At 71.2% G+C, this 20,098-nt stretch carries 18 protein-coding genes; 9 read left to right on the forward strand and 9 right to left on the reverse strand.

Annotated elements, in window-relative coordinates; genetic code table 11:
* Positions 1-7 precede the first annotated feature (7 nt).
* Positions 8-1,777 carry an arginine--tRNA ligase gene (argS, locus tag G7Z13_RS20055; RefSeq protein ID WP_166001219.1) on the reverse strand — a complete coding sequence of 590 codons (1,770 nt, stop codon included), beginning with the start codon at positions 1,775-1,777 and terminating at the stop codon, positions 8-10.
* A gap of 259 nt (positions 1,778-2,036) precedes the next feature.
* Here argS and lysS point away from each other — a divergent pair, with 259 nt between their 5' ends.
* A complete protein-coding gene (gene lysS, locus G7Z13_RS20060) occupies positions 2,037-3,785 on the forward strand; it encodes a lysine--tRNA ligase (protein ID WP_166001221.1) in 1,749 nt (582 codons plus the stop codon).
* A 72-nt stretch (positions 3,786-3,857) separates the two neighbouring features.
* On the opposite strand, the gene G7Z13_RS20065 is transcribed toward lysS, so the two are convergent.
* From G7Z13_RS20065 to G7Z13_RS20075, 3 genes are all read right to left on the reverse strand, one after another.
* Positions 3,858-5,126, reverse strand: a complete 1,269-nt coding sequence (locus G7Z13_RS20065) for a DUF2637 domain-containing protein (protein ID WP_166001222.1) — start codon at positions 5,124-5,126, stop codon at positions 3,858-3,860.
* A 104-nt stretch (positions 5,127-5,230) separates the two neighbouring features.
* On the reverse strand, positions 5,231-6,139 hold the full coding sequence (locus tag G7Z13_RS20070; protein WP_166001224.1) for a DUF3558 family protein: 909 nt from the start codon (positions 6,137-6,139) through the stop codon (positions 5,231-5,233).
* A gap of 105 nt (positions 6,140-6,244) precedes the next feature.
* The gene (locus G7Z13_RS20075) at positions 6,245-7,141 is read right to left on the reverse strand and encodes a DUF3558 domain-containing protein (RefSeq protein ID WP_166001226.1); all 897 of its coding nucleotides are present in this window, start codon (positions 7,139-7,141) and stop codon (positions 6,245-6,247) included.
* Between the two features lie 169 nt (positions 7,142-7,310).
* Here G7Z13_RS20075 and G7Z13_RS20080 point away from each other — a divergent pair, with 169 nt between their 5' ends.
* On the forward strand, positions 7,311-8,504 hold the full coding sequence (locus tag G7Z13_RS20080; protein ID WP_166001228.1) for an RtcB family protein: 1,194 nt from the start codon (positions 7,311-7,313) through the stop codon (positions 8,502-8,504).
* Here G7Z13_RS20080 and G7Z13_RS20085 read toward each other — a convergent pair.
* Both G7Z13_RS20085 and G7Z13_RS20090 read right to left on the reverse strand, forming a co-directional pair.
* Positions 8,501-9,766 (reverse strand): GNAT family N-acetyltransferase, encoded by a 1,266-nt coding sequence (locus G7Z13_RS20085; RefSeq protein ID WP_166001230.1) that lies wholly within the window; start codon positions 9,764-9,766, stop codon positions 8,501-8,503. The two genes, G7Z13_RS20080 and G7Z13_RS20085, sit on opposite strands and share 4 nt — an antisense overlap.
* A 38-nt stretch (positions 9,767-9,804) precedes the next feature.
* On the reverse strand, positions 9,805-10,608 hold the full coding sequence (locus tag G7Z13_RS20090; protein ID WP_166001232.1) for an SDR family NAD(P)-dependent oxidoreductase: 804 nt from the start codon (positions 10,606-10,608) through the stop codon (positions 9,805-9,807).
* Between the two features lie 155 nt (positions 10,609-10,763).
* Here G7Z13_RS20090 and G7Z13_RS20095 point away from each other — a divergent pair, with 155 nt between their 5' ends.
* Positions 10,764-11,204: a nuclear transport factor 2 family protein gene (locus G7Z13_RS20095; protein WP_166001234.1), complete on the forward strand. Its 441-nt coding sequence runs from the start codon at positions 10,764-10,766 to the stop codon at positions 11,202-11,204.
* A gap of 162 nt (positions 11,205-11,366) precedes the next feature.
* Here G7Z13_RS20095 and G7Z13_RS20100 read toward each other — a convergent pair whose 3' ends face one another.
* Positions 11,367-11,702 carry a YnfA family protein gene (locus G7Z13_RS20100; protein ID WP_166001237.1) on the reverse strand — a complete coding sequence of 112 codons (336 nt, stop codon included), beginning with the start codon at positions 11,700-11,702 and terminating at the stop codon, positions 11,367-11,369.
* 161 nt (positions 11,703-11,863) lie between these two features.
* Here G7Z13_RS20100 and G7Z13_RS20105 point away from each other — a divergent pair, with 161 nt between their 5' ends.
* From G7Z13_RS20105 to G7Z13_RS20130, 6 genes are all read left to right on the forward strand, one after another.
* Complete coding sequence (locus G7Z13_RS20105) at positions 11,864-12,361, forward strand: hypothetical protein (RefSeq protein WP_166001239.1); 498 nt, start codon at positions 11,864-11,866, stop codon at positions 12,359-12,361.
* A gap of 70 nt (positions 12,362-12,431) precedes the next feature.
* A complete protein-coding gene (locus G7Z13_RS20110; protein ID WP_166001241.1) occupies positions 12,432-13,598 on the forward strand; it encodes an LLM class flavin-dependent oxidoreductase in 1,167 nt (388 codons plus the stop codon).
* On the forward strand, positions 13,595-14,254 hold the full coding sequence (locus G7Z13_RS20115; RefSeq protein WP_166001243.1) for a CE1759 family FMN reductase: 660 nt from the start codon (positions 13,595-13,597) through the stop codon (positions 14,252-14,254). Before G7Z13_RS20110 ends, G7Z13_RS20115 begins: the two co-directional genes overlap by 4 nt.
* A gap of 75 nt (positions 14,255-14,329) precedes the next feature.
* A complete protein-coding gene (locus G7Z13_RS20120) occupies positions 14,330-15,067 on the forward strand; it encodes a response regulator transcription factor (protein WP_166001246.1) in 738 nt (245 codons plus the stop codon).
* Complete coding sequence (locus G7Z13_RS20125; RefSeq protein ID WP_166001249.1) at positions 15,068-16,486, forward strand: HAMP domain-containing sensor histidine kinase; 1,419 nt, start codon at positions 15,068-15,070, stop codon at positions 16,484-16,486.
* Between the two features lie 643 nt (positions 16,487-17,129).
* Positions 17,130-17,759 (forward strand): hypothetical protein, encoded by a 630-nt coding sequence (locus tag G7Z13_RS20130; protein WP_143655927.1) that lies wholly within the window; start codon positions 17,130-17,132, stop codon positions 17,757-17,759.
* Here G7Z13_RS20130 and G7Z13_RS20135 read toward each other — a convergent pair.
* The gene (locus G7Z13_RS20135; protein WP_166001251.1) at positions 17,729-18,955 is read right to left on the reverse strand and encodes a hypothetical protein; all 1,227 of its coding nucleotides are present in this window, start codon (positions 18,953-18,955) and stop codon (positions 17,729-17,731) included. The genes G7Z13_RS20130 and G7Z13_RS20135 overlap by 31 nt on opposite strands.
* A 2-nt stretch (positions 18,956-18,957) precedes the next feature.
* Positions 18,958-20,067 (reverse strand): ImmA/IrrE family metallo-endopeptidase, encoded by a 1,110-nt coding sequence (locus G7Z13_RS20140; protein WP_166001253.1) that lies wholly within the window; start codon positions 20,065-20,067, stop codon positions 18,958-18,960.
* Positions 20,068-20,098: the final 31 nt, after the last annotated feature.

The following is a 20,098-nucleotide window of genomic DNA, read 5'->3' on the forward strand; positions in this document are numbered from 1 at the left end:
CGCGGGGTTACAGGCGCTCGGGCGTGCGGATGCCCAGCAGGGCCATGCCCCGGTGCAGGGTGCGGGCCGTGAGGTCGCACAGGAACAGACGGTTCTCGACCTGCTCCGGCGACTCGGCCTTCAGCACCGGGCACTTGTCGTAGAAGGAGGTGTAGAGGGAGGCGAGCTGGTAGAGGTACGCGGCCAGCTTGTGCGGGGCGTACTCCCTCGCCGCCTCGTCCACCGTCTCCGCGAACGCGTCCAGGTGCAGGCCCAGCGCCCGCTCCGCCGCGTGCAGCCCCAGCTCCGGGCGGGCGGCGGGGCGGACCTCGCCGGCCTTGCGGAGGATGGACCGGATACGGGCGTACGCGTACTGGAGGTAGACGGACGTGTCGCCGTTCAGCGAGACCATCTGGTCCAGGTCGAACTTGTAGTCCCGGTTCGCCGACGTCGACAGGTCCGCGTACTTCACCGCGCCGATGCCCACCTGGGCACCCCGCTCGGCGATCTCCTCCTCGGACAGGTCCTGCGCCTTCTCCCGTACGACGGCCGAGGCGCGGTCGATGGCCTCGTCGAGGAGGTCGACCAGCCGGACCGTCTCGCCCTCACGGGTCTTGAACGGCTTGCCGTCCTTGCCGAGGACCGTGCCGAAGGCCAGCTGGTACGCCTTCACGTCGTCGTTCAGCCAGCCGGCCCGGCGGGCGGTCTCGAAGACCATCTTGAAGTGCAGGGACTGGCGGGCGTCGACGACGTACACCAGCGAGGTCGCCTTCAGGTTGAAGACGCGGTCGCGGATCGCGGACAGGTCGGTCGCCGCGTAGCCGTAGCCGCCGTCCGACTTCTGCACGATCAGCGGGACCGGCTTGCCGTCCGGGCCCTTGACGTCGTCGAAGAAGACGCACAGCGCGCCCTCCGAGCGGACCGCCACCCCCGACTCCTCCAGCAGCCGGCAGGTCTCCGCGAGCATGTCGTTGTAGCCGGACTCACCGACGATGTCGGGGTCGCGGATCTCCATGTCCAGCTTGTCGAAGACGGAGAAGAAGTAGATCTTCGACTCGTCGACGAACTTCTGCCACATGGCCAGCGTGTGCGGGTCCCCGGCCTGCAGGTCGACCACCCGGCGCCGGGCACGCGTCTTGAACTCCTCGTCGGAGTCGAACTTCTTGCGCGCGGCCTTGTAGAGGCGGTCCAGGTTGGACATCGCCTCCTCGCCGGAGACCTCCTCGTCGGCCTTGTGGTCCAGCTCGTGCGGGTGCTCGTCCAGGTACTGGATCAGCATGCCGAACTGGGTGCCCCAGTCGCCGATGTGGTGGCGGCGCACCACGTTCTCGCCGGTGAACTCCAGCAGCTGGACGACCGAGTCGCCGATCACCGCCGAGCGCAGGTGACCGACGTGCATCTCCTTCGCCACGTTCGGCTGGGCGTAGTCGACGACCGTGGTGCCCGGGTTCGCGGCGGCCGGGATGCCCAGGCGGCCCGTCTCGTCCGCGTACCGCGCGGCCAGGTTCCGCGTGATCGCCCCGTCCGCGATCGTGATGTTCAGGAAGCCGGGGCCGGACACCTCGACGTCCTTGATCAGCTCGTCCCCGGTGGTCACCCGGGCAACGACTTGCGTCGCCAGCTCCCGCGGGTTCGCCTTCGCCTTCTTGGCCAGCGCGAGGATGCCGTTGGCCTGGAAGTCGGCCCGGTCGCTTCGTCGCAGCAGCGGGTCGACCCCGTCGGCCTCCGGCAGGGCGGAGGCGAGGGCGTCGGCGAGGTGCTGCTGGACGGAGTCGCTGAGGGACGTGACCGAGGCCATAGGTGGGGTGCCGTTCTCCTCGTGGGGATCGATAGACACGGTCAGTATCCCATGGGGGGTAAAGCGGATTTCGCGGCCGCGGGGGCGGGGGGTGCGGTCTGTCGCCGGGTGCGGGCCGGTGGGGGTTGTTCGCGCGGTTCCCCGCGCCCCCGGGACGGGTGGCTGCGCCGCCGTCCCCGGGGGTTCGAAAAGGCGTTTTCTCGGATGCGGCACGTCCTGGGACAATGGGGCCACCATCAAGCCTTCAGCAACAGAGGACGTGCCGATCGTGGCTCAGAGCACCGAGACCACCGACTGGGTCTCCCGTTTCGCGGATGAGGTCATCGAGGAGTCGGAGCGCCGGGCCCCGGGCAAACCGGTCGTCGTCGCGTCCGGGCTCTCGCCCTCCGGCCCGATCCACCTGGGCAACCTGCGCGAGGTCATGACCCCGCACCTCGTCGCCGACGAGATCCGGCGGCGCGGGTACGAGGTCCGGCACCTGATCTCATGGGACGACTACGACCGGTACCGCAAGGTGCCCGCCGGCGTCACCGGCATCGACGACTCCTGGGCGGAGCACATCGGCAAGCCGCTGACCTCCGTGCCCGCGCCCAAGGGCTCACCCCACCCGAACTGGGCCGAGCACTTCAAGGCGGCCATGATCGAGGCGCTGGGCCAGCTGGGCGTCGAGTTCGACGGCATCAGCCAGACCGAGCAGTACACCTCGGGGGCGTACCGGGAGCAGATCCTGCACGCCATGAAGCACCGCCACGACATCGACGCGGTCCTCGCGCAGTACCGGACCAAGCCGAAGCCCGCCGCCGCGGTGCAGAAGCAGCAGAAGCCGGTCGACGAGGCCGAGCTGGAGGCCGCCGAGGGCTCCGGCGCCGCCTCCGAGGACGACGGCAGCTCCGGCTCCGCCGGCTACTTCCCGTACAAGCCGTACTGCGGCAACTGCGAGAAGGACTTCACCACCGTCACCTCCTACGACGACACGACCACCGAGCTGACGTACGCCTGCACCGCGTGCGGCTTCTCCGAGACCGTCCGGCTCAGCGAGTTCAACCGCGGCAAGCTGGTCTGGAAGGTCGACTGGCCGATGCGCTGGGCGTACGAGGGCGTGATCTTCGAGCCGAGCGGCGTCGACCACTCCTCGCCCGGCTCGTCCTTCCAGGTCGGCGGGCAGATCGTCGGGATCTTCGGCGGCAAGCAGCCCATCGGCCCGATGTACGCCTTCGTCGGCATCTCCGGCATGGCCAAGATGTCGTCGTCGAAGGGCGGCGTGCCCACCCCGTCCGACGCGCTGAAGATCATGGAGCCGCAGCTGCTGCGCTGGCTGTACGCCCGCCGCAAGCCCAACCAGTCCTTCAAGGTCGCCTTCGACCAGGAGATCCAGCGGCTGTACGACGAGTGGGACCGGCTGGACGCCAAGGTCGCCGACGGCACCGCCCTGCCCGCCGACGTCGCCGCGCACTCCCGCGCGGTGCGCACCGCCGCCGGTGAGCTGCCGAAGACGCCGCGCCCGATGCCGTACCGCACGCTCGCCTCCGTCGCCGACATCACCGCCGGCCACGAGGACCAGGCGCTGCGCATCCTCAGCGAGCTGGACCCGGCGCTCCCGCTGGCCTCGCTGGACGAGGTGCGGCCCCGGTACGAGAAGGCCGAGGCGTGGATCAACACCCACGTCCCCGCCGACCAGCGGACCATCGTGCGCGAGGAGCCCGACGCCGAGCTGCTGAAGTCGCTCGACGACCAGGCGCGCGAGTCGGTCCGCCTGCTGCTCGACGGGCTCGCCGACCACTGGTCCCTGGACGGCCTGACCCACCTGGTCTACGGCGTGCCGAAGGTGCAGGCCGGGTTCTCCGCCGACGCGACGCCCAAGGAGCTGCCGCCGGAGATCAAGACCGCCCAGCGCGCGTTCTTCGTGCTGCTGTACCACCTGCTGGTGGGCCGGGACACCGGCCCCCGGCTGCCCACGCTGCTGCTGGCGGTCGGCCAGGAGCGGGTGCGGCGCCTGCTCGGCGAGTAGGCCGGTCCGTACGACGAAAGGGGGCGCCCGGTGTTTCGCCGGGCGCCCCCTTCCGTCATCGCGCGCGGGCGCTCACGCGATGTGGTCCTCCTCCAGCTCCGCGTTGAAACGCTGCTGGAAACGGTCCGAGAGGGCCTTCAGGGCGCTCGGGGTGAGCTTCACGCCGTAGGTCGCCTCGATGTTGTCGCCGAGGACGCCCGGCGTGGGGAAACTGCCGTCGATCGACTGACGGAACACCTGGTAGTACGCCTCCTCGTCGGGCTCCGGGGTGCCGCCGCCCTCACCCAGCTCCCGCGTGCGGCCCGGCACGACCGGGATGGGGAAGCTCCCGGTGTCGTCCGCCGGAGGCTCCTCCTGGTACTGGTCCTCGTACTCCTCCGCCAGGCGCTGCTCCTCGTACCACTGGGCGTACGCGGCGTCCGGGTCGTAGTTGGGGTCGTAGTCGCCCTGGTACTGGACCGTGTGCGGGTCGCGGGCGTGCAGCCAGGGGTTCTGCGCGGGCTCCGGGGCCTGCTCCTGGACGGGGCCGCCCTGCCGGCGCGGCGCGGGCGCCTGGGTCGCCGCGGCGAGCTGCGGCTGACCGGGCTGCTGCCCGAGCTCCGGCTGCCCGGTTTGCTCCGCCTGGGGCGGCGCCGGCGGGATCAGGGCCGGTTCGATGCCCGCCGCCGCCAGGCCCGCCGGGGCCGTCTCCGACAGCGGGACGCCGTAGCGGGCCAGCCGCAGCGGCATCAGGGACTCCACCGGGGCCTTGCGGCGCCAGGCGCGGCCGAAGCGGGAACGCAGCCGCGCCTGGTAGACGAGACGTTCCTGCTCCAACTTGATCACCTGGTCGTAGGAGCGCAGCTCCCACAGCTTCATCCGGCGCCACAGCAGGAAGGTGGGGACCGGCGAGAGCAGCCAGCGGGTGAGGCGGACGCCCTCCATGTGCTTGTCCGCCGTGATGTCGGCGATCCGGCCGATCGCGTGCCGGGCCGCCTCGACCGCCACCACGAACAGCACCGGGATCACCGCGTGCATCCCGACGCCCAGCGGGTCCGGCCAGGCCGCCGCGCCGTTGAAGGCGATCGTCGCCGCCGTCAGCAGCCAGGCCGTCTGGCGCAGCAGGGGGAACGGGATGCGGATCCACGTCAGCAGCAGGTCCAGGGCGAGCAGGACACAGATGCCCGCGTCGATGCCGATCGGGAAGACGTAACTGAAGTCCCCGAAGCCCTTCTTGAGGGCCAGTTCGCGTACGGCGGCGTACGAGCCCGCGAAGCCGATGCCCGCGATGATCACGGCACCGGTCACGACCACGCCGATGAGAACGCGGTGCATCCGTGTCAGCTGTATGGGCGCGGCCACCCGTACTCCCCTCCCGCTGCGTGTTGTTGCGCGCAACAGAGTGGCACACGTGTGCGGGGAACGAGTGACCGGTCCGTGCAGGCTGCGCTTTCGTGGCCCTCGGGTCAGCTCTTCTTCGCCGGAGCCTTCGACGAGGCGGCCGGCGAACCGGCCGACCCGGACGGGGAACCGGCCGACGCGGACGCGGAGCCGGCCGGCTTCGACGGCGAGCCGGACGCGCCCGGCGACTTCGCCGCGCCGCCGCCCTCGTTCGCCTCGGACACCGCGGCGACCACCTCCTTGGCGGCCTTCGTCGCGTCCTTCATCAGGTCGTCGGCGTCCGGCGTCTTCTCGCCCGCCAGGCCCGCGCCGTTGTAGTCCAGGGTGACGACCACGTTCTCCACGCGCGCCACGATCGTCTGCTGCTTGAAGGAGCCTTCCTTCTTCTTCAGGTCGTAGCGCACCGCCGTCGCCTCGTCGCCGGTGCCGGCCAGCGGCTCCGCCTTGGTGTTCTTCGCACCCTCGACCGAGCGGACGTCGGTGACCTGCTTCTCGTAGTACTCCTGCGCCAGCTCCTCGCCCGAGCCGCGCGTCACATCGGACTCGAAGCGCAGCAGCGAGACGTTCAGCCAGCGGAACTGGGAGCCCTTCACGCCGTTGTTGTCGAGACTGTTCCAGGAGCAGCTGGCACGCGACGAGACATCGTCGGAGCTGCCCTCCTTGCCCGACTTCGTGCCCTTCGGGACGAGTTCTTCCAGCGTCTTCTCCGACAGCACGTCACACGCCTTCGGCAGGGTCCCGTACGCCGCGGCCCGCACCGTCGGCGACGGGCTCGCCGACGTGCTCGCACTGGCACTGGCCGCCGACGCCTTCGCCTCGTCGCCGGAGCCGGAGTCCGAGGAGCAGCCGGCGGCGAGCAGGATCACGGGGAGGGCGGCGGCGGAGACAAGGACACGCCCGCGCCGTCCGGCTCGCTCAACACGCTGGTCACGCTTCTCTCGCTGTGCTCGTCGCTGCATGGTTCCTTCACTCATGACGCTCGGTTCCTGCGGTCGGATCGGGTCCGAGGGGCCACGGTACGCGGTGAAGGAACCGTGCGTTTCCGGTTCGGCGGATGTGCGCGGGCGCGCGAAGCGGGGCTAACCGGCCAGCGAGTCGGCCAGTTGGGACGCCAGATTCAGCGCCCTGTCCTGCATTTCCTTGCTGTCCGGCGCCATGCCGACGGTCGCCGGCAGCTCCTCGTACTCGATGGTCACGATGACGTTCGACGTGCGGAACGCCACAGTCACCGTGCGCTGCCTGGCCGTCGAACCACTGCTGCTCAGCTCGTCGTCGACGAACGCCTCGTCACCGAGGTCGTCCAGGGTGCGGGGCCGGAGATCGGTGGGGGTGGCACTGGGGGAGCCGGAGCCGGAGGGGGAACCGGACGGCGAGCCGGAGGGCGAGGCGCCCTTGGCGGAACCGGCGGAGCGGCGGGCGGAAGGGCCGGTGGACGCGCCGGCCGAGGGGACGCCCGAGGGAGCACCGGCCGACGGCCCGCCGGATCCCTCCGCCGGGCCGGACGCCGCGGACGTGGCCGCCGCCGGCAGCGGCAGATCCGCCTTCGCCTGCTTCGCGGCGAACAGCTGCTGCGCCTGGTTGTCGTCGCTGATGGTGTTGTCGTACGACACCACCCGCTCCAGGTCGACGAACAGGTAGTTCGTCGCCGTCGGGGACGAGACCTTCCAACGGCAGCCCACCTTGCGGTCGTTGTCGAAGGTGAGCGTGGCCTCGCCCTCGTAGGCCTTCTCGCGCTGCTCCTCGTCCAGGATCTGCGCGATGCCGGGCAGCAGGTCGTCGAGGGTGTCCTCGCCGACCGCGGAACACGGCTCCGGGAGGGAGCGGTAGCGGCCGGGCTCGACGGTGGCCACGGCGGTGCCGCCGTCGTCGGGGTTGGTGCCGTCCGTGGTGCCGCCGTCGTCGGAACCGCCGGTGCAGCCGGCCAGCAGGGCCGCGAGGAGCGCGGCGGTGCCGGGTACGTACGCCTTCCGCTGCACGGTCAGGCTCCTCTCGCGGGGTAAATCGGTTGCCGGGCCGATCGCTGCCCGGGACACAATGTGTATCGCACGCGCAGCCGTGAACGCCGGTCCGTTGCCCCTTTCATCGACCTTGGCTCCGGTTTTTGCGATTCGAGAATTCTGTCCTGGATTACGGGGGATGAGGCGTATGTCGTACGTGGAAATGCCGGGCGCGAAGGTGCCGATCCGGATGTGGGCCGACCCCACGACGGTCGAGGAGGGCGCCCTCCAGCAGCTCCGCAACGTCGCGACCCTGCCGTGGATCAAGGGCCTGGCCGTCATGCCGGACGTCCACTACGGCAAGGGCGCGACCGTCGGTTCCGTCATCGCCATGCAGGGCGCGGTGTGCCCGGCGGCGGTGGGGGTCGACATCGGCTGCGGAATGTCGGCGGTGAAGACGTCCCTGACCGCCAACGACCTGCCCGGAGACCTGTCCCGGCTGCGGTCGAGGATCGAGCAGGCGATTCCGGTGGGGCGGGGGATGCACGACGATCCCGTCGACCCGGGACGGCTGCACGGGTTCGGCACGGCGGGGTGGAGCGACTTCTGGGGGCGGTTCGACGGAGTCGCCGAAGCGGTCAAATTCCGTCACGATCGCGCCGAAAAGCAGATGGGAACGCTCGGAAGCGGCAACCACTTTGTTGAGGTTTGTCTCGATACGACCGGTTCCGTATGGCTCATGCTGCACTCCGGGTCCCGGAACATCGGCAAGGAACTCGCCGAGCACCACATCGGCATCGCCCAGAAGCTGCCGCACAACCAGGGCCTGATCGACCGCGACCTCGCCGTCTTCATCGCGGACACCCCGCAGATGGCGGCGTACCGCAACGATCTGTTCTGGGCGCAGGAGTACGCGAAGTACAACCGCTCGATCATGATGGCGCTCCTGAAGGACGTGGTCCGCAAGGAGTTCAAGAAGGCGAAGCCGACCTTCGAGCAGGAGATCAGCTGCCACCACAACTACGTGGCCGAGGAGCGTTACGAGGGCATGGACCTGCTCGTGACCCGCAAGGGCGCGATCCGGGCCGGCTCCGGCGACTACGGGATCATCCCGGGGTCGATGGGCACGGGGTCGTACATCGTGAAGGGCCTCGGCAACGAGAAGTCCTTCAACTCGGCCTCGCACGGCGCGGGCCGGCGCATGAGCCGCAACGCGGCCAAGCGCCGGTTCACCACGAAGGACCTGGAGGAGCAGACGCGGGGCGTGGAGTGCCGCAAGGACTCCGGCGTCGTCGATGAGATCCCCGGCGCCTACAAGCCGATCGAGCAGGTCATCGACCAGCAGCGGGACCTCGTCGAGGTGGTCGCCAAGCTCAAGCAGGTCGTCTGCGTGAAGGGCTAGCCGAGCCGCTTCTCCAGCAGGGTCACCGCGTACGGGCTGCCTGTGCCGTTCGTTTTGGCGGGCTGTTCGCCGACGACCGTGTAGCCCGCCTGTTCGTAGTAGGCGCGCAGGCGGGGGTTGGCGGACAGGCAGTCGAGGCGGGCGTAGGGGCGGGAGGCGGCCCGGATGCGGGACTCGGCGTGGGCGAGGAGGGCGCGGCCGGTGCCCGGTGGGGTGGTGTGGGGGACCGTCATCAGGCGGTGGATGTAGCCCGCGTCCGGGGGGCGGGGGCCCCAGGCCGCCGGGTCGGTCCACCACAGTTCGCAGGCGCCGGTGAGGTGGCCGCCGGCGTACGCCAGCCAGACCTCGCCCTCGGCGACGCGGGTGCGGAAGTGGGCCTCGTCCTTCTCGCCGGGCTTCCACTGCTCGATGCCGCGGGCCAGTTGCCACAGGGCCGCCGTGTCGCGGAGGCGGACCAGGGCAGGGGCGTCCGCGTCGGTCGCTCTGCGGTAGGTGAGGGGCGGCCGGGTGGCGGGGGCGTCGTCGAGGAGGTGGGCGCGCAGGGTCGCCGCGAGTTCCGTCGCGTTCATCGCGAGCGCCTGTTCCACGTAGCCTTCGATCGAGCCGTAGCGGGCCTTCAGGGCCGTCAGGAACAGGCGCATCACCGAGGCGGGGGCGCGGCCGAAGGCCGGCCAGGCGGGGGTGCGGCCGTCGTTGCGCGCGGACCACTCCGCGAGGAGGGCGGGCGTGGCCAGTTCGGTGAGGCTGAAGTCCTCGACGATCGTGGGCTCGTCGACGCCGAGCAGGCCGAGGACCAGGGCCGCCAGTTCGCCGGTGCGGTCCTTGCCCGAGGCGCAGTGGAAGACCAGGGGGGTGCGGGAGCGCGCCGACTCGGTGATCAGTTCCAGGGCGCGGCCGATCTCCTCGGTGCCGTCCTCGGCGACCTCCATGAAGCGTTCGGCGAGGTAGGGGCCGGGGTCGGTGCCGGGGGGCAACGCGGCCTGGTGGTACGGGCGGTGCTCGATGCTGAGGTGGTGGTAGGCGAAGGACGGGTGCTCCGGGACGCGGCCGCGGGCGTCGATCTCCCAGGGGTGGCGCAGGTCGATGACCGTGCCGATGCCCAGGGCGAGGAACCGGTCCCAGTCCGGGGTGCCGGGGGCGAGCTTGCCGAGGGAGTCCGAGCGGTACAGGCGGCCGGGCCGGACGCGCCGGCCGTCTGTCGTCGGATAGCCGCCCAGGTCACGGAAGTTGTGCAGACCGGCGAAGGGGAGGTGTCTGTCCACGTCCGCGAGCCTACGGGTCCGCTCCGGCCGCTGACCCGTTACCGCTTCCGCTGCCCGCCCTCGCCGCTACTGCCCTGCTTCTCCCGGTGCAGCTTGGTGTTGGAGGCCTGGGCGCGCGGGCGGACCACCAGCAGGTCGATGTTGACGTGGCTGGGGCGGGTGACCGCCCAGGTGATGGTGTCGGCGACGTCGTCGGCGGTCAGCGGGTCGGGCACGCCCTCGTAGACCTTCGCCGCGCGCTCGGCGTCCCCGTCGAACCGGGTCAGCGCGAACTCCTCCGTCTTGACCAGACCGGGCGCGACCTCGATGACCCGGACCGGGCGGCCGACGATCTCCAGGCGCAGGGTCTCGGCGAGGACGTGGGCGCCGTGCTTGGCGGCGACGTAGCCGGCGCCGCCCTCGTAGGTGCCGTGCCCGGCGGTGGAGGAGACGACGACCACCGTGCCGTCGCCGCTCGCCTCCAGCTTGGGCAGCAGGGCCTGGGTGAGGTTGAGGGTGCCGATGACGTTGGTCTCGTACATCTGCCGCCAGTCGGCCGGGTCGCCGCTCTCGACCGGGTCGAGGCCGAGGGCGCCGCCCGCGTTGTTGACGAGGACGCCGACGGTCCGGAAGGCGGTGGCGAACTCGTCGACCGCGGGGCGGTCGGTGACGTCCAGCTGGTAGGCGGTGGCGGAGTGGCCGGCCGCGTTGATCTCCTCGGCCAGTGCCTCGATGCGGTCCTTGCGGCGGGCGGTCAGCACGACGCGGTATCCGGCGGCGGCGAGCTGCCGGGCGGTGGCGGCACCGATTCCGCTGCTCGCACCGGTGACGACGGCGATGCGGGACGCGGCGGGCGGGGTCATACGGCTGCTCCTCGGGCGGTGGGGCGGGGGGCGACGGCACGCTGGTACGGGGCGGGACGGACGGTGCCGTGGTACCGCTCGCCAGGATAGGCGTCGGCTCCGGTGGGAGAATGAGTCGGGTGAGTCGGGGGGATCCTCCCGATCGGAGGTGGATCATGGGAGAGGCGCGCGAGCTGATGGACCGGCTGACCGCGTCCGTCACCGGGCACGGGCACCTGGAGGCGCTCACCGACCTGTTCGCCGAGGACGCGGTCGCTCTCACCCCGGACGGGGAGCTGCGGGGGCGGGGCGCCGTCGTCGAGTGGTGGGGCCAGCTGACGGAGGCGGTGCCGGACGCCTCGTACCGGCCGGTGAACTCGTACGAGGTCGGGGACACGGCCATCGACGAGGGGGTCTACTCGGGGCGGAACACCGGGCCGGTGCGGCTGCCGTCGGGTGAGGCGCTGCCCCCGACGAACCGGGAGTTCGAGCTGCACGGTGTCGATCTCGCCACCGTCAGGGACGGGCGGATCGTCAGCTACCGGGTCTACTTCGACCAGATGTCCTTCCTCGATCAGCTGGGGCTGCTGCCGGGCGGGGAACCGGGGCAGGGCTGAGCGCGGGAGCAGGGACGGGCGTCCGGGCCTGGCCTGGGTGCTGGAGGAGGGACGGGCGCCTGAGCAGGGACGGGTGCCGGAGGAGGAACGGGCGCCGGAGCCGGGCCTGCGTGCCCGAGCAGGGGCGAGCCCCCGAGCCGGGCCGTGCGCCGTCGCGTGGTGTCACTCGCCGCGCGGTGCCCACATGATCACCGCCATGCCGGCGAGGCAGATCAGCGCGCCGGCGAGGTCCCAGCGGTCGGGCCGGTAGCCGTCGGCGAGGACGCCCCACAGGATCGATCCGGCGACGAAGATCCCGCCGTACGCGGCGAGGACGCGCCCGAAGTGGGCGTCCGGCTGGAAGGTGGCGACGAAGCCGTACGCGCCGAGGGCGAGCACCCCGCCGGTCACCCACAGCCACCCGCGGTGTTCCCGCAGGCCCTGCCAGACCAGCCAGGCGCCGCCGATCTCCAGGACGGCGGCGACGACGAAGAGGGCGGCGGAGCGGAGCACGGTCATGCCGGTCAGCGTCGCACGCGCGCGTCGGCGGGCCGGCACCCCGTCCTCGCCCCGGCCGCCCCGGCACCGCTGTCACCTGATGGACGGCGCCTGCCGCCGTCTCCGCGTGGGATACATCCGTCCGACATGCGTAGGACTGCGGTGTGTGAGGAGTGGGTGGCGTGCGCGGACGAGGGTGTGTGGTGGGTACGGCGGTGGCGGCGCTGCTGCTGGGAGCGGGGCCCGGCGTGGCCGGGGCCGGTGAGTCACGGGTGCGCGAGGTGCGGGCCGGTGTGCCCGAGGCGGATCTGGCGTATCACGGCGCGGCGGCGCTCGCGGGCGGGTGGCTGGACGTGCGGTTCCTGCCGCGCAACCACGGCCCCTCGGCCGTACCGGAGGCGACGGTACGGCTGCGCTGGTCGGCGGAGTCGGAGAACCGGCAGAGGTTGCCGCAGGGGTGTGCCCGGTCGGGGGAGCGGGTGGTGCTGTGCCGGCTGGGGGCGCTGGCGGTGGACGGGCTGGGGGAGCAGGTCCGGCTGCGGGTGCGGCTGCGCGGGGCGCCCGCGGAGGTGCTGATGGAGTTCGACACGGTGTGGCGCGGCGGGACGGTCGACCGGAACCGGGAGAACGACCGGCAGCGGGTGCTGGTGCTGGACACGGGGGATCCGTACTACTTCTGAGCCGGGGAATAAGGGGTCGTCTCCAGCCGTTCGAAGCGTATAGTTGAACGGTCAACCAATGGAGGCGGCCATGCAGTTCGGGATCTTCAGCGTCGGCGATGTCACGCCGGACCCCACCACGGGGCGGACGCCGACCGAGCGCGAGCGCATCAAGGCCATGGTCGCCATCGCGCTGAAGGCCGAGGAGGTCGGGCTCGACGTCTTCGCGACCGGCGAGCACCACAACCCGCCGTTCGTGCCGTCCTCGCCGACCACCATGCTCGGCTACATCGCCGCCCGCACCGAGCGGCTCATCCTGTCCACGGCCACCACCCTGATCACCACCAACGACCCGGTGAAGATCGCCGAGGACTTCGCGATGCTCCAGCACCTGGCCGACGGCCGGGTGGACCTGATGATGGGCCGCGGCAACACCGGGCCGGTCTACCCCTGGTTCGGCCAGGACATCCGGCAGGGCATCAACCTCGCCATCGAGAACTACGCCCTGCTGCACCGCCTGTGGCGCGAGGACGTGGTCACCTGGGAGGGCAAGTTCCGCACGCCGCTGCAGGGCTTCACGGCGACCCCGCGCCCCCTGGACGGCGTACCGCCCTTCGTCTGGCACGGCTCCATCCGCTCCCCGGAGATCGCCGAGCAGGCCGCGTACTACGGCGACGGCTTCTTCCACAACAACATCTTCTGGCCCGCCGACCACACCAAGCGGATGGTCGAGCTGTACCGCACCCGGTACGCCCACTACGGCCACGGCACCCCCGAGCAGGCGATCGTCGGACTCGGCGGCCAGGTGTTCATGCGGAAGAACTCGCAGGACGCGGTGCGCGAGTTCCGGCCGTACTTCGACAACGCGCCGGTCTACGGCCACGGGCCCTCCCTGGAGGACTTCACCGCCCAGACCCCGCTGACCGTCGGCACGCCGGAGCAGGTGATCGAGAAGACGCTGACCTTCCGCGAGTACGCCGGTGACTACCAGCGCCAGCTGTTCCTGGTCGACCACGCGGGGCTGCCGCTGAAGACCGTGCTGGAGCAGATCGACCTGCTCGGCGAGGAGGTCGTCCCCGTGCTGCGCGAGGAGTTCGCGGCACGGCGGCCGGCCGGTGTGCCGCAGGCACCCACCCACCAGTCCCTGCTGGCCGCCGCCAAGGACCCGGCCGCGGAGGACCCGGCCGCCAACGGCCCGGCCGGCACCGGCCCGGCCACCGAGGACCTGGACAAGGACCCGAAGGAGACCCTGGCATGAGGCTCGTCGTCGTCTCGGCGGGGCTGAGCGTCCCGTCGTCCACCCGGCTGCTCGCCGACCGGCTGGCCGCCGCCACCGCCGCGCGGACCGGCGCCCAGGTGCGGGTCGTGGAGCTGCGCGACCTCGCCGTGGAGATCGCGCACCACCTCACCAGCGGCTTTCCCGGGCGCGGGCTGGCCGCCGCGCTCGACGCGGTGACCGGCGCGGACGGGCTGATCGTGGTCACGCCCGTCTTCTCCGCCTCCTACAGCGGCCTGTTCAAGTCGTTCTTCGACGTGCTGGAGCGGGACGCGCTGGCCGGGAAGCCGGTGCTGATCGCCGCGACCGGCGGCTCCGCCCGCCACTCGCTGGTGCTGGACCACGCCCTGCGCCCGCTCTTCGCCCACCTGCGCGCCGTCGTCGCCCCGACCGGGGTCTACGCCGCCTCCGAGGACTGGGGCGCGGAGGGCCTGGAGGGGCGGATCGAGCGGGCGGCGGGGGAGCTGGCGGGGTTGATGCGCGCGGTGGGTGCCCCGGCCGCGGTGGCCCCGGCCGCGGTGGCCCGGTCCGCGGTCGCCCCGGCCGTGCCGCAGCAGCAGGGCGCCGCCGATGCCGCCGGTGAGCTGACCGTCGTGCCCTTCGAGGAGCAGCTCGCCGCGCTGCGGCGGAGCGGGTGAGAGGGCAGTAAGAAGCGGGGCCGGGTGTCGCCGGCGGCGGTCGTAGGGCCGTACGGCTTTGCCACACTGGGACGCGTGGCCCCGACTGTTCTGCTCGCCGAAGACGACCGCGCGATCCGGCACGCCCTGGAGCGGGCGCTGACCCTGGAGGGCTACCGGGTGATGGCGGTCGCCGACGGTGTCGAGGCGCTGGCGCAGGCGCACCGCACCGCGCCGGACGTGCTGGTCCTGGACGTGATGATGCCCGGGATCGACGGCCTCCAGGTGTGCCGGGTGCTGCGCGCCGAGGGCGACCGTACGCCGATCCTGATGCTGACGGCGCTGGTGGAGACCGCGGACCGGATCGCGGGCCTGGACGCCGGCGCGGACGACTACGTGGTGAAGCCGTTCGACGTGGAGGAGGTCTTCGCCCGGCTGCGCGCGCTGCTGCGGCGGACGGCCGACGCGCCCGAGATGCCGGTGCGGCAGGCCGCGCCGGTGCCCGTGCCCGCGCCCGCGAGACCGGCCGGTGACCGGCTGATCGAGGCCGCCGGGCTGCGGATGGACCCGCGGGCCAGGCGGGCCTGGCGCGGCGAGCGCGAGCTGGAGCTGACCCGCACCGAGTTCGAGCTGCTGGAACTGCTGGTGCGCAACGCGGGGATCGTCCTCGACCACGCCACGATCTACGACCGCATTTGGGGCTACGACTTCGGGCCGGGCTCGAAGAACCTCGCCGTCTACGTCGGCTATCTGCGCCGCAAGCTCGACCAGCCCGGCGCCCCGCAGCTCATCCACACGGTGCGCGGCGTGGGCTACGTGCTGCGGGAGAGCTGAGTGGGGTGGCGGCCGCGGCTGGTGTCGCTGGGCACCACGTTCGCGGTGTCCTTCGCGACGGTCACGGCCGCGGTGACCCTCCTCGTCGGCTTCCTGTCGTACAACGCCGCCGCCCGGCTGGTGCGGGTCGACCAGGTGTCCGTGTTCGACGAGGTCGTGCGGGATCTGCGCGGTGAGGTGCGGCAGTACCGGATGAGCCCGGCGGACTTCTCGTCCTCCGCGCCCGGCCACGACCTGGTGCGCCCGGCCCGCACCGATGTGCAGGTGCTGGGCCCGGACGGCGGCATCGTCGACAAGGGCAACCCCGGCCTGCCGGTCACCGCCTCCGACCGGGAGGTCGCCGCGGCGTGGTCGGCCGGGCAGCTCGTCGTGCACGCGGACGTCGACGTCGGTGACGACGTCTACCGCGTCGCGACCGTCGCGCTCGGCGGCGGCCGGGGCGCCGTGCAGGTGGCGCAGGAGTTCAGCGACACCGAGGACCTGCTGCGGGCGCTCCAGCAGCGCACCGTGCTGCTGATGGCGGCGGTGGTGGTCGCGGCAGGGCTGTTCGGCTGGTGGCTGGCTTGGCGGATCACGCGGCGGCTGGTGATCCTCACCGACGCCGCGGAGGCCGTCGCCCGCACCCGCCGGCTCGGCATCGAGGTGCCGGTCACGGGCCACGACGAGGTCGGGCGGCTCGGCCGCGCCTTCGACCGGATGCTCGGCCGGCTCGCGCAGTCCGAGGAGGACCAGCGCCGCCTGGTCCAGGACGCCGGCCACGAGCTGCGCACGCCCCTGACCTCCCTGCGCACCAACATCTCGCTGCTGCGCCGGATCGACGAGCTGCCGCCCGAGACCCGCGCGGAGCTGGTCGCCGACCTCGGCCAGGAGGCCCGCGAACTGACCGATCTGGTGAACGAGTTGGTCGACCTGGCGGCCGGCCAGTCCGACTCGGAGCCGCCGCAGCGGGTCGACCTCGCGGACCTCGCCGAGGACGTGGTGGGCCTGGCCCGCCGCCGTACCGGCCGGGTGATCACCCTGCGGGCCAACGGGGACACGACCGTGCACGGCCGGGCGGGGATGCTGACCCGGGCCATGTCCAACCTGGTGGAGAACGCCGCGAAGTTCGACCGGACGGGCACGGCGCCCATCGAGCTGGTGCTCTCCGGTCCGGCCGCCGGCGCGTGCGGCCCGGTGCGCGTGGAGGTCCTGGACCGCGGCCCCGGCATCGCCGACACCGACCTCGACCGCGTCTTCGACCGCTTCTACCGCGCCGCCGACGCCCGTTCCCTGCCCGGCTCCGGGCTGGGCCTGTCCATCGTCCGCGAGGTGGCGCTGGCGCACGGCGGTACGCCGTTCGCGTGCCCACGGGCCGGGGGCGGGTCGGCGATCGGGTTCACGGTGCGGGCGGGTGCGCCGGGGGCGGGCGACGGCGCTTGACCGGACTGCTCGTGGTGCGTCGCCGACGGGGTCCCGAGGGCTCTACGGCGCCTCGGGGTCCCTTGTCCGCGTGGTAGCCGCGCCCTGCGGACACTTGACGGTGAATGCGTCGGCGCAGGCGCCGCCGCCCTTGCACGTGACGGTGGCCACCGCCGGATCAGCCCATCCCAGGAACGCCGGATCAGCCCCTCCCAGACACGCCGCCGAGGCGGCCGGTCGGTGGAGGTCGCAGCTCAGGGCCACACCAGGCAGTACGGCTGATGCCCCGCCTCGTGCAGCCGGTGGCTGAAGTCCTGCCACTCGTGCAGCGATTGGAAGAGGCGGGGTTGTGACCTGGGCATTCTCGGTGAAACGTGCGTTGACCTGCGGGAACTCGTCTCGGTAGTTCTCACGGGTCAACGCCGTTTCCCAGGCTCATGTGCCCTGGATGTGCCCTCCGGGGACGTGGCTGGGGAGGCGCGTTCAGGCCCAGCTTTCGCGCTCAGAACGCCGTGATGAGGGCAGTGATGCGGAGAAGGATCCCAGTCGGGCAGTGTCCGCGAGGCGTCTTGAGCTGTTTGGTGGGTGTACCCGTACGCATACGGCTTGGATGAACGCGGGGCCGCTGCATGCGGTCGAATCCCAGTGAGGCAGGGTGGGGGCCATGGTGACCTTGGCGAGTTCCCTGACGGGCGGTTCTGTGCGGGAGGCTTCTCGCGCCTTGCTGGAGCCGGGCGGGCAGGCCCGAACTGTTTCTGTCTTCGGGACCGAGGCGCTGTGCTTCTACCGTCTGAACGAGGGCGAGCATGCGCGGCGCGAGGAAGTCTCCGCCGCCCGGGTGGATAAGCTGCCCGATCTTGAGTGCCTGCTGACACTCCCGGTGGGCGTTCCTGTTCCGCTGCAATCGCTGGACTCGCCGGCGCGGCGGGCGGTGCGAGGGCTGCCGTCGGGAGCGGTGGAGCGAGACCGGAAGACGGTCACCCGACGTGCCGTGCGGCCCCTGCAGGTGGATCTTGCTGTGGTTCGCGCTTCCGGGTGGCGCCAGGGCCTTGAGCGAGCGGGCCAATTTGCTCCCTTCTGCCGCCGGGCCATGCTCTTGGACCGTCTTCCAGCCCGACTGGATGAGGTCCTCGTCGAGGCCGACTTCTACGGCATTGGCGTGTTCGTCGCCTCTGGAGACGAGGTCGAGCTGGTACTGGAGCCGGAGGACTACAGGCCGCCCCGGCACACCGCTGCGGCCTGGTGGTTCGTCGAGGATGTGTATCAGCGCCTACGCTCGGCGGCGGCTGTCTGAGCTGGTGTCTTGGCGGTTTCGGGAGCGGTCAACGCCCATCGATCGAGCTGCGCCGGAGGCTTGAACGCCTTCGGCTGCCTGATGGACGTGTTGATCAGTTCGTACTGATCGAGAGCTTTACGGCAGCGGTCGAACCACCACTGCTGGCGTGCTGTGCCGGGCTTGACCGAAGTCAGGGCACGCAGCCACTCCATGAGGACCGCGACGTTGTGTGCCGCCGCTGCGGCAGGAAGCTCGCCGCGATTGCTTGTGAAGGCGTCCAGTGCGAGCTTGCCGACACAGGCCGAGCAGAAGCAGACCGGAGCTTCGGCGCCACCGTAACGCTTGGCGATCGTCTCACCCAGGAAGAAGGCCATCAGGTTGGGGAAGAGAACGTGCGGTGACTGGACGGGGATGCTCTTGTTGGTCTGCGCTTTTTCGCCGGGGGCGACGACGTGCCGGTAGCGGCTGCTGGCGCCGAAGGCTGTGAAGGCGGCACCGAAGGCCAGCGCGCCGAATGCCGCGAGATCCGTGCGTAGCAGGGCAGCCCCGGGGACTTCCTCGATGACCTGCTTGAGATGGCTTACGGCCTTGGCGTAACGCGCCAGGGGGTCCATCTGTCCGCCCAGCATGATGGCCTTCGGCCCCTTGACCATCCGCAGGTAGGCGATGAGCTGGCGGGTCGATTCCTCGTCGCGTAGCCAGGAGACATCCACCGGAGCGGCGAAGATCACCTCTGGGTCGTCGAGTTCCAGGACACGGGTCACGGCGGCCCGGAGGGCATCGGAGTCCTCGGCCCTGATGTAGCCGGTGGGGGTCATGGGGAGCGTTGCTCCGGCGTCCCGCTGCTCGGCCAGAGACAGTTCCAGGGGATCGTCGAGGAAGAGCGTGGGCTCGACGTCGTAGGGGAAGGGGTTCTCCTCGGTCGCGGCGCTGACCTCGTACACCGCTGGGTCGATCAGGAGTGGAGCGGCGTAGCCCTCCCTGTATCGCAGGGCGCCGGCCTTCTTCACGGCGTCGGTGCCACACAGGATGAGCCCACTGCGTACCGGGTCGACCTGCCCCTGGACGTAGCCGAGCCGGGCGGCGCTGACCTGGATCAGCATGCGGCCCTGCAGACCGTTCAGGCTGTCCGGCCGGTCTGGCGCACCCGCAGCGTCGGGAGGCTCGGTCAGATCGGAGCGCGGACGAGGCAGCGGGGCGGAACGGTCGGTCATGGTCACCTTCGGAAGGCCGGGAATGATGATGAACCGGCGCCCTCGACGTACAGGCGCTGGAAGTCTTCAGGAAGCAGGTGCGCGCAGGCAGCCGCATCCTCCAGAGTCATCTGGCGGTCGGTCAGCAAGGTGTTGACAAGGGCAACGAGGCGCTGCGGCTGCTCAGGGAGGACATCAACAGGCTCTGCGGTCCGGTAGCCGAGCGCTGACATCTCGATCATCAGGGTGCGGTACTGCCACTCGCTGACGGCGTTGAGCGTTTGGGCACGGCGCAGCAGCGCGCTCATGGAGACACCCCAAACCCGCTTCAGCTCCATCAGCTTGGTCAGATCGACGCCGCCGGAGAACGCCTGCCGGATATCGGAGGCAGGCATCAAGAACTCGGCAGCGAAGGCGTCGGCCTGCTTCTCCTGCGTGGACCCTGTGCCCGGCTCGTCATGCATCACCAGGTGACCCAGCTCGTGCGCGATGCTGAAGCGACGTCGGTCGCCCGGTGCCCGGGTGTTGACCAGGAGCAGAGGACGCCCGCCCGCTTCCCACTGGCTTACGGCGTCCAACAGGTCGCTGTCCAGGTCGCGGGTGATCACCAGTGCGCCGGCATTCTCCAGCACCGCGACCATGTCGGGTACCGGACCGGGGGCCACGCTCCACTCCCTGCGGACTCGCCGGGCAGCGTCCTTCGGGGTGGTGAGGTCATCCAGTGGGACTCTGAAGAAGCGATGTGAGACTGGCGGCAATGCCGCTGCGGACGCCAGGCCGTTCAGCTGAATCCGTGAGAGCACCACATGGGCGTGCACGCGTCGCAGAGCGGAGGCAGTCAAAGCTGCTTTCTTGCGGTGGTGGACCAGGCCCACCCCGATGCCGCTGACCTGCGGATCCAGGCACAGCAACTCAGGAGGGTAGCCAAGCGCGGCAGCGTACAGCTCAAGACGCTCATGTGTGACGACGAGACGACCAGCCTCGGCTCGGCTTACGTAGCCCTGGGAAACCGGCGTGGCGCCGCCTGGCGACGCCTTGGTCATAGCTGCGGCGACCTCAGCCTGCGTCAGCCCGCGGGACTCGCGCGCCAGCACGAGCATCCCGGGCTGCGCCTGCAGCTCAGTGATCGCCATACACGACACCACCTCGTATCAGACCTCAAAA

Source organism: Streptomyces sp. JB150, from assembly GCF_011193355.1.
Taxonomy (GTDB): domain Bacteria; phylum Actinomycetota; class Actinomycetes; order Streptomycetales; family Streptomycetaceae; genus Streptomyces.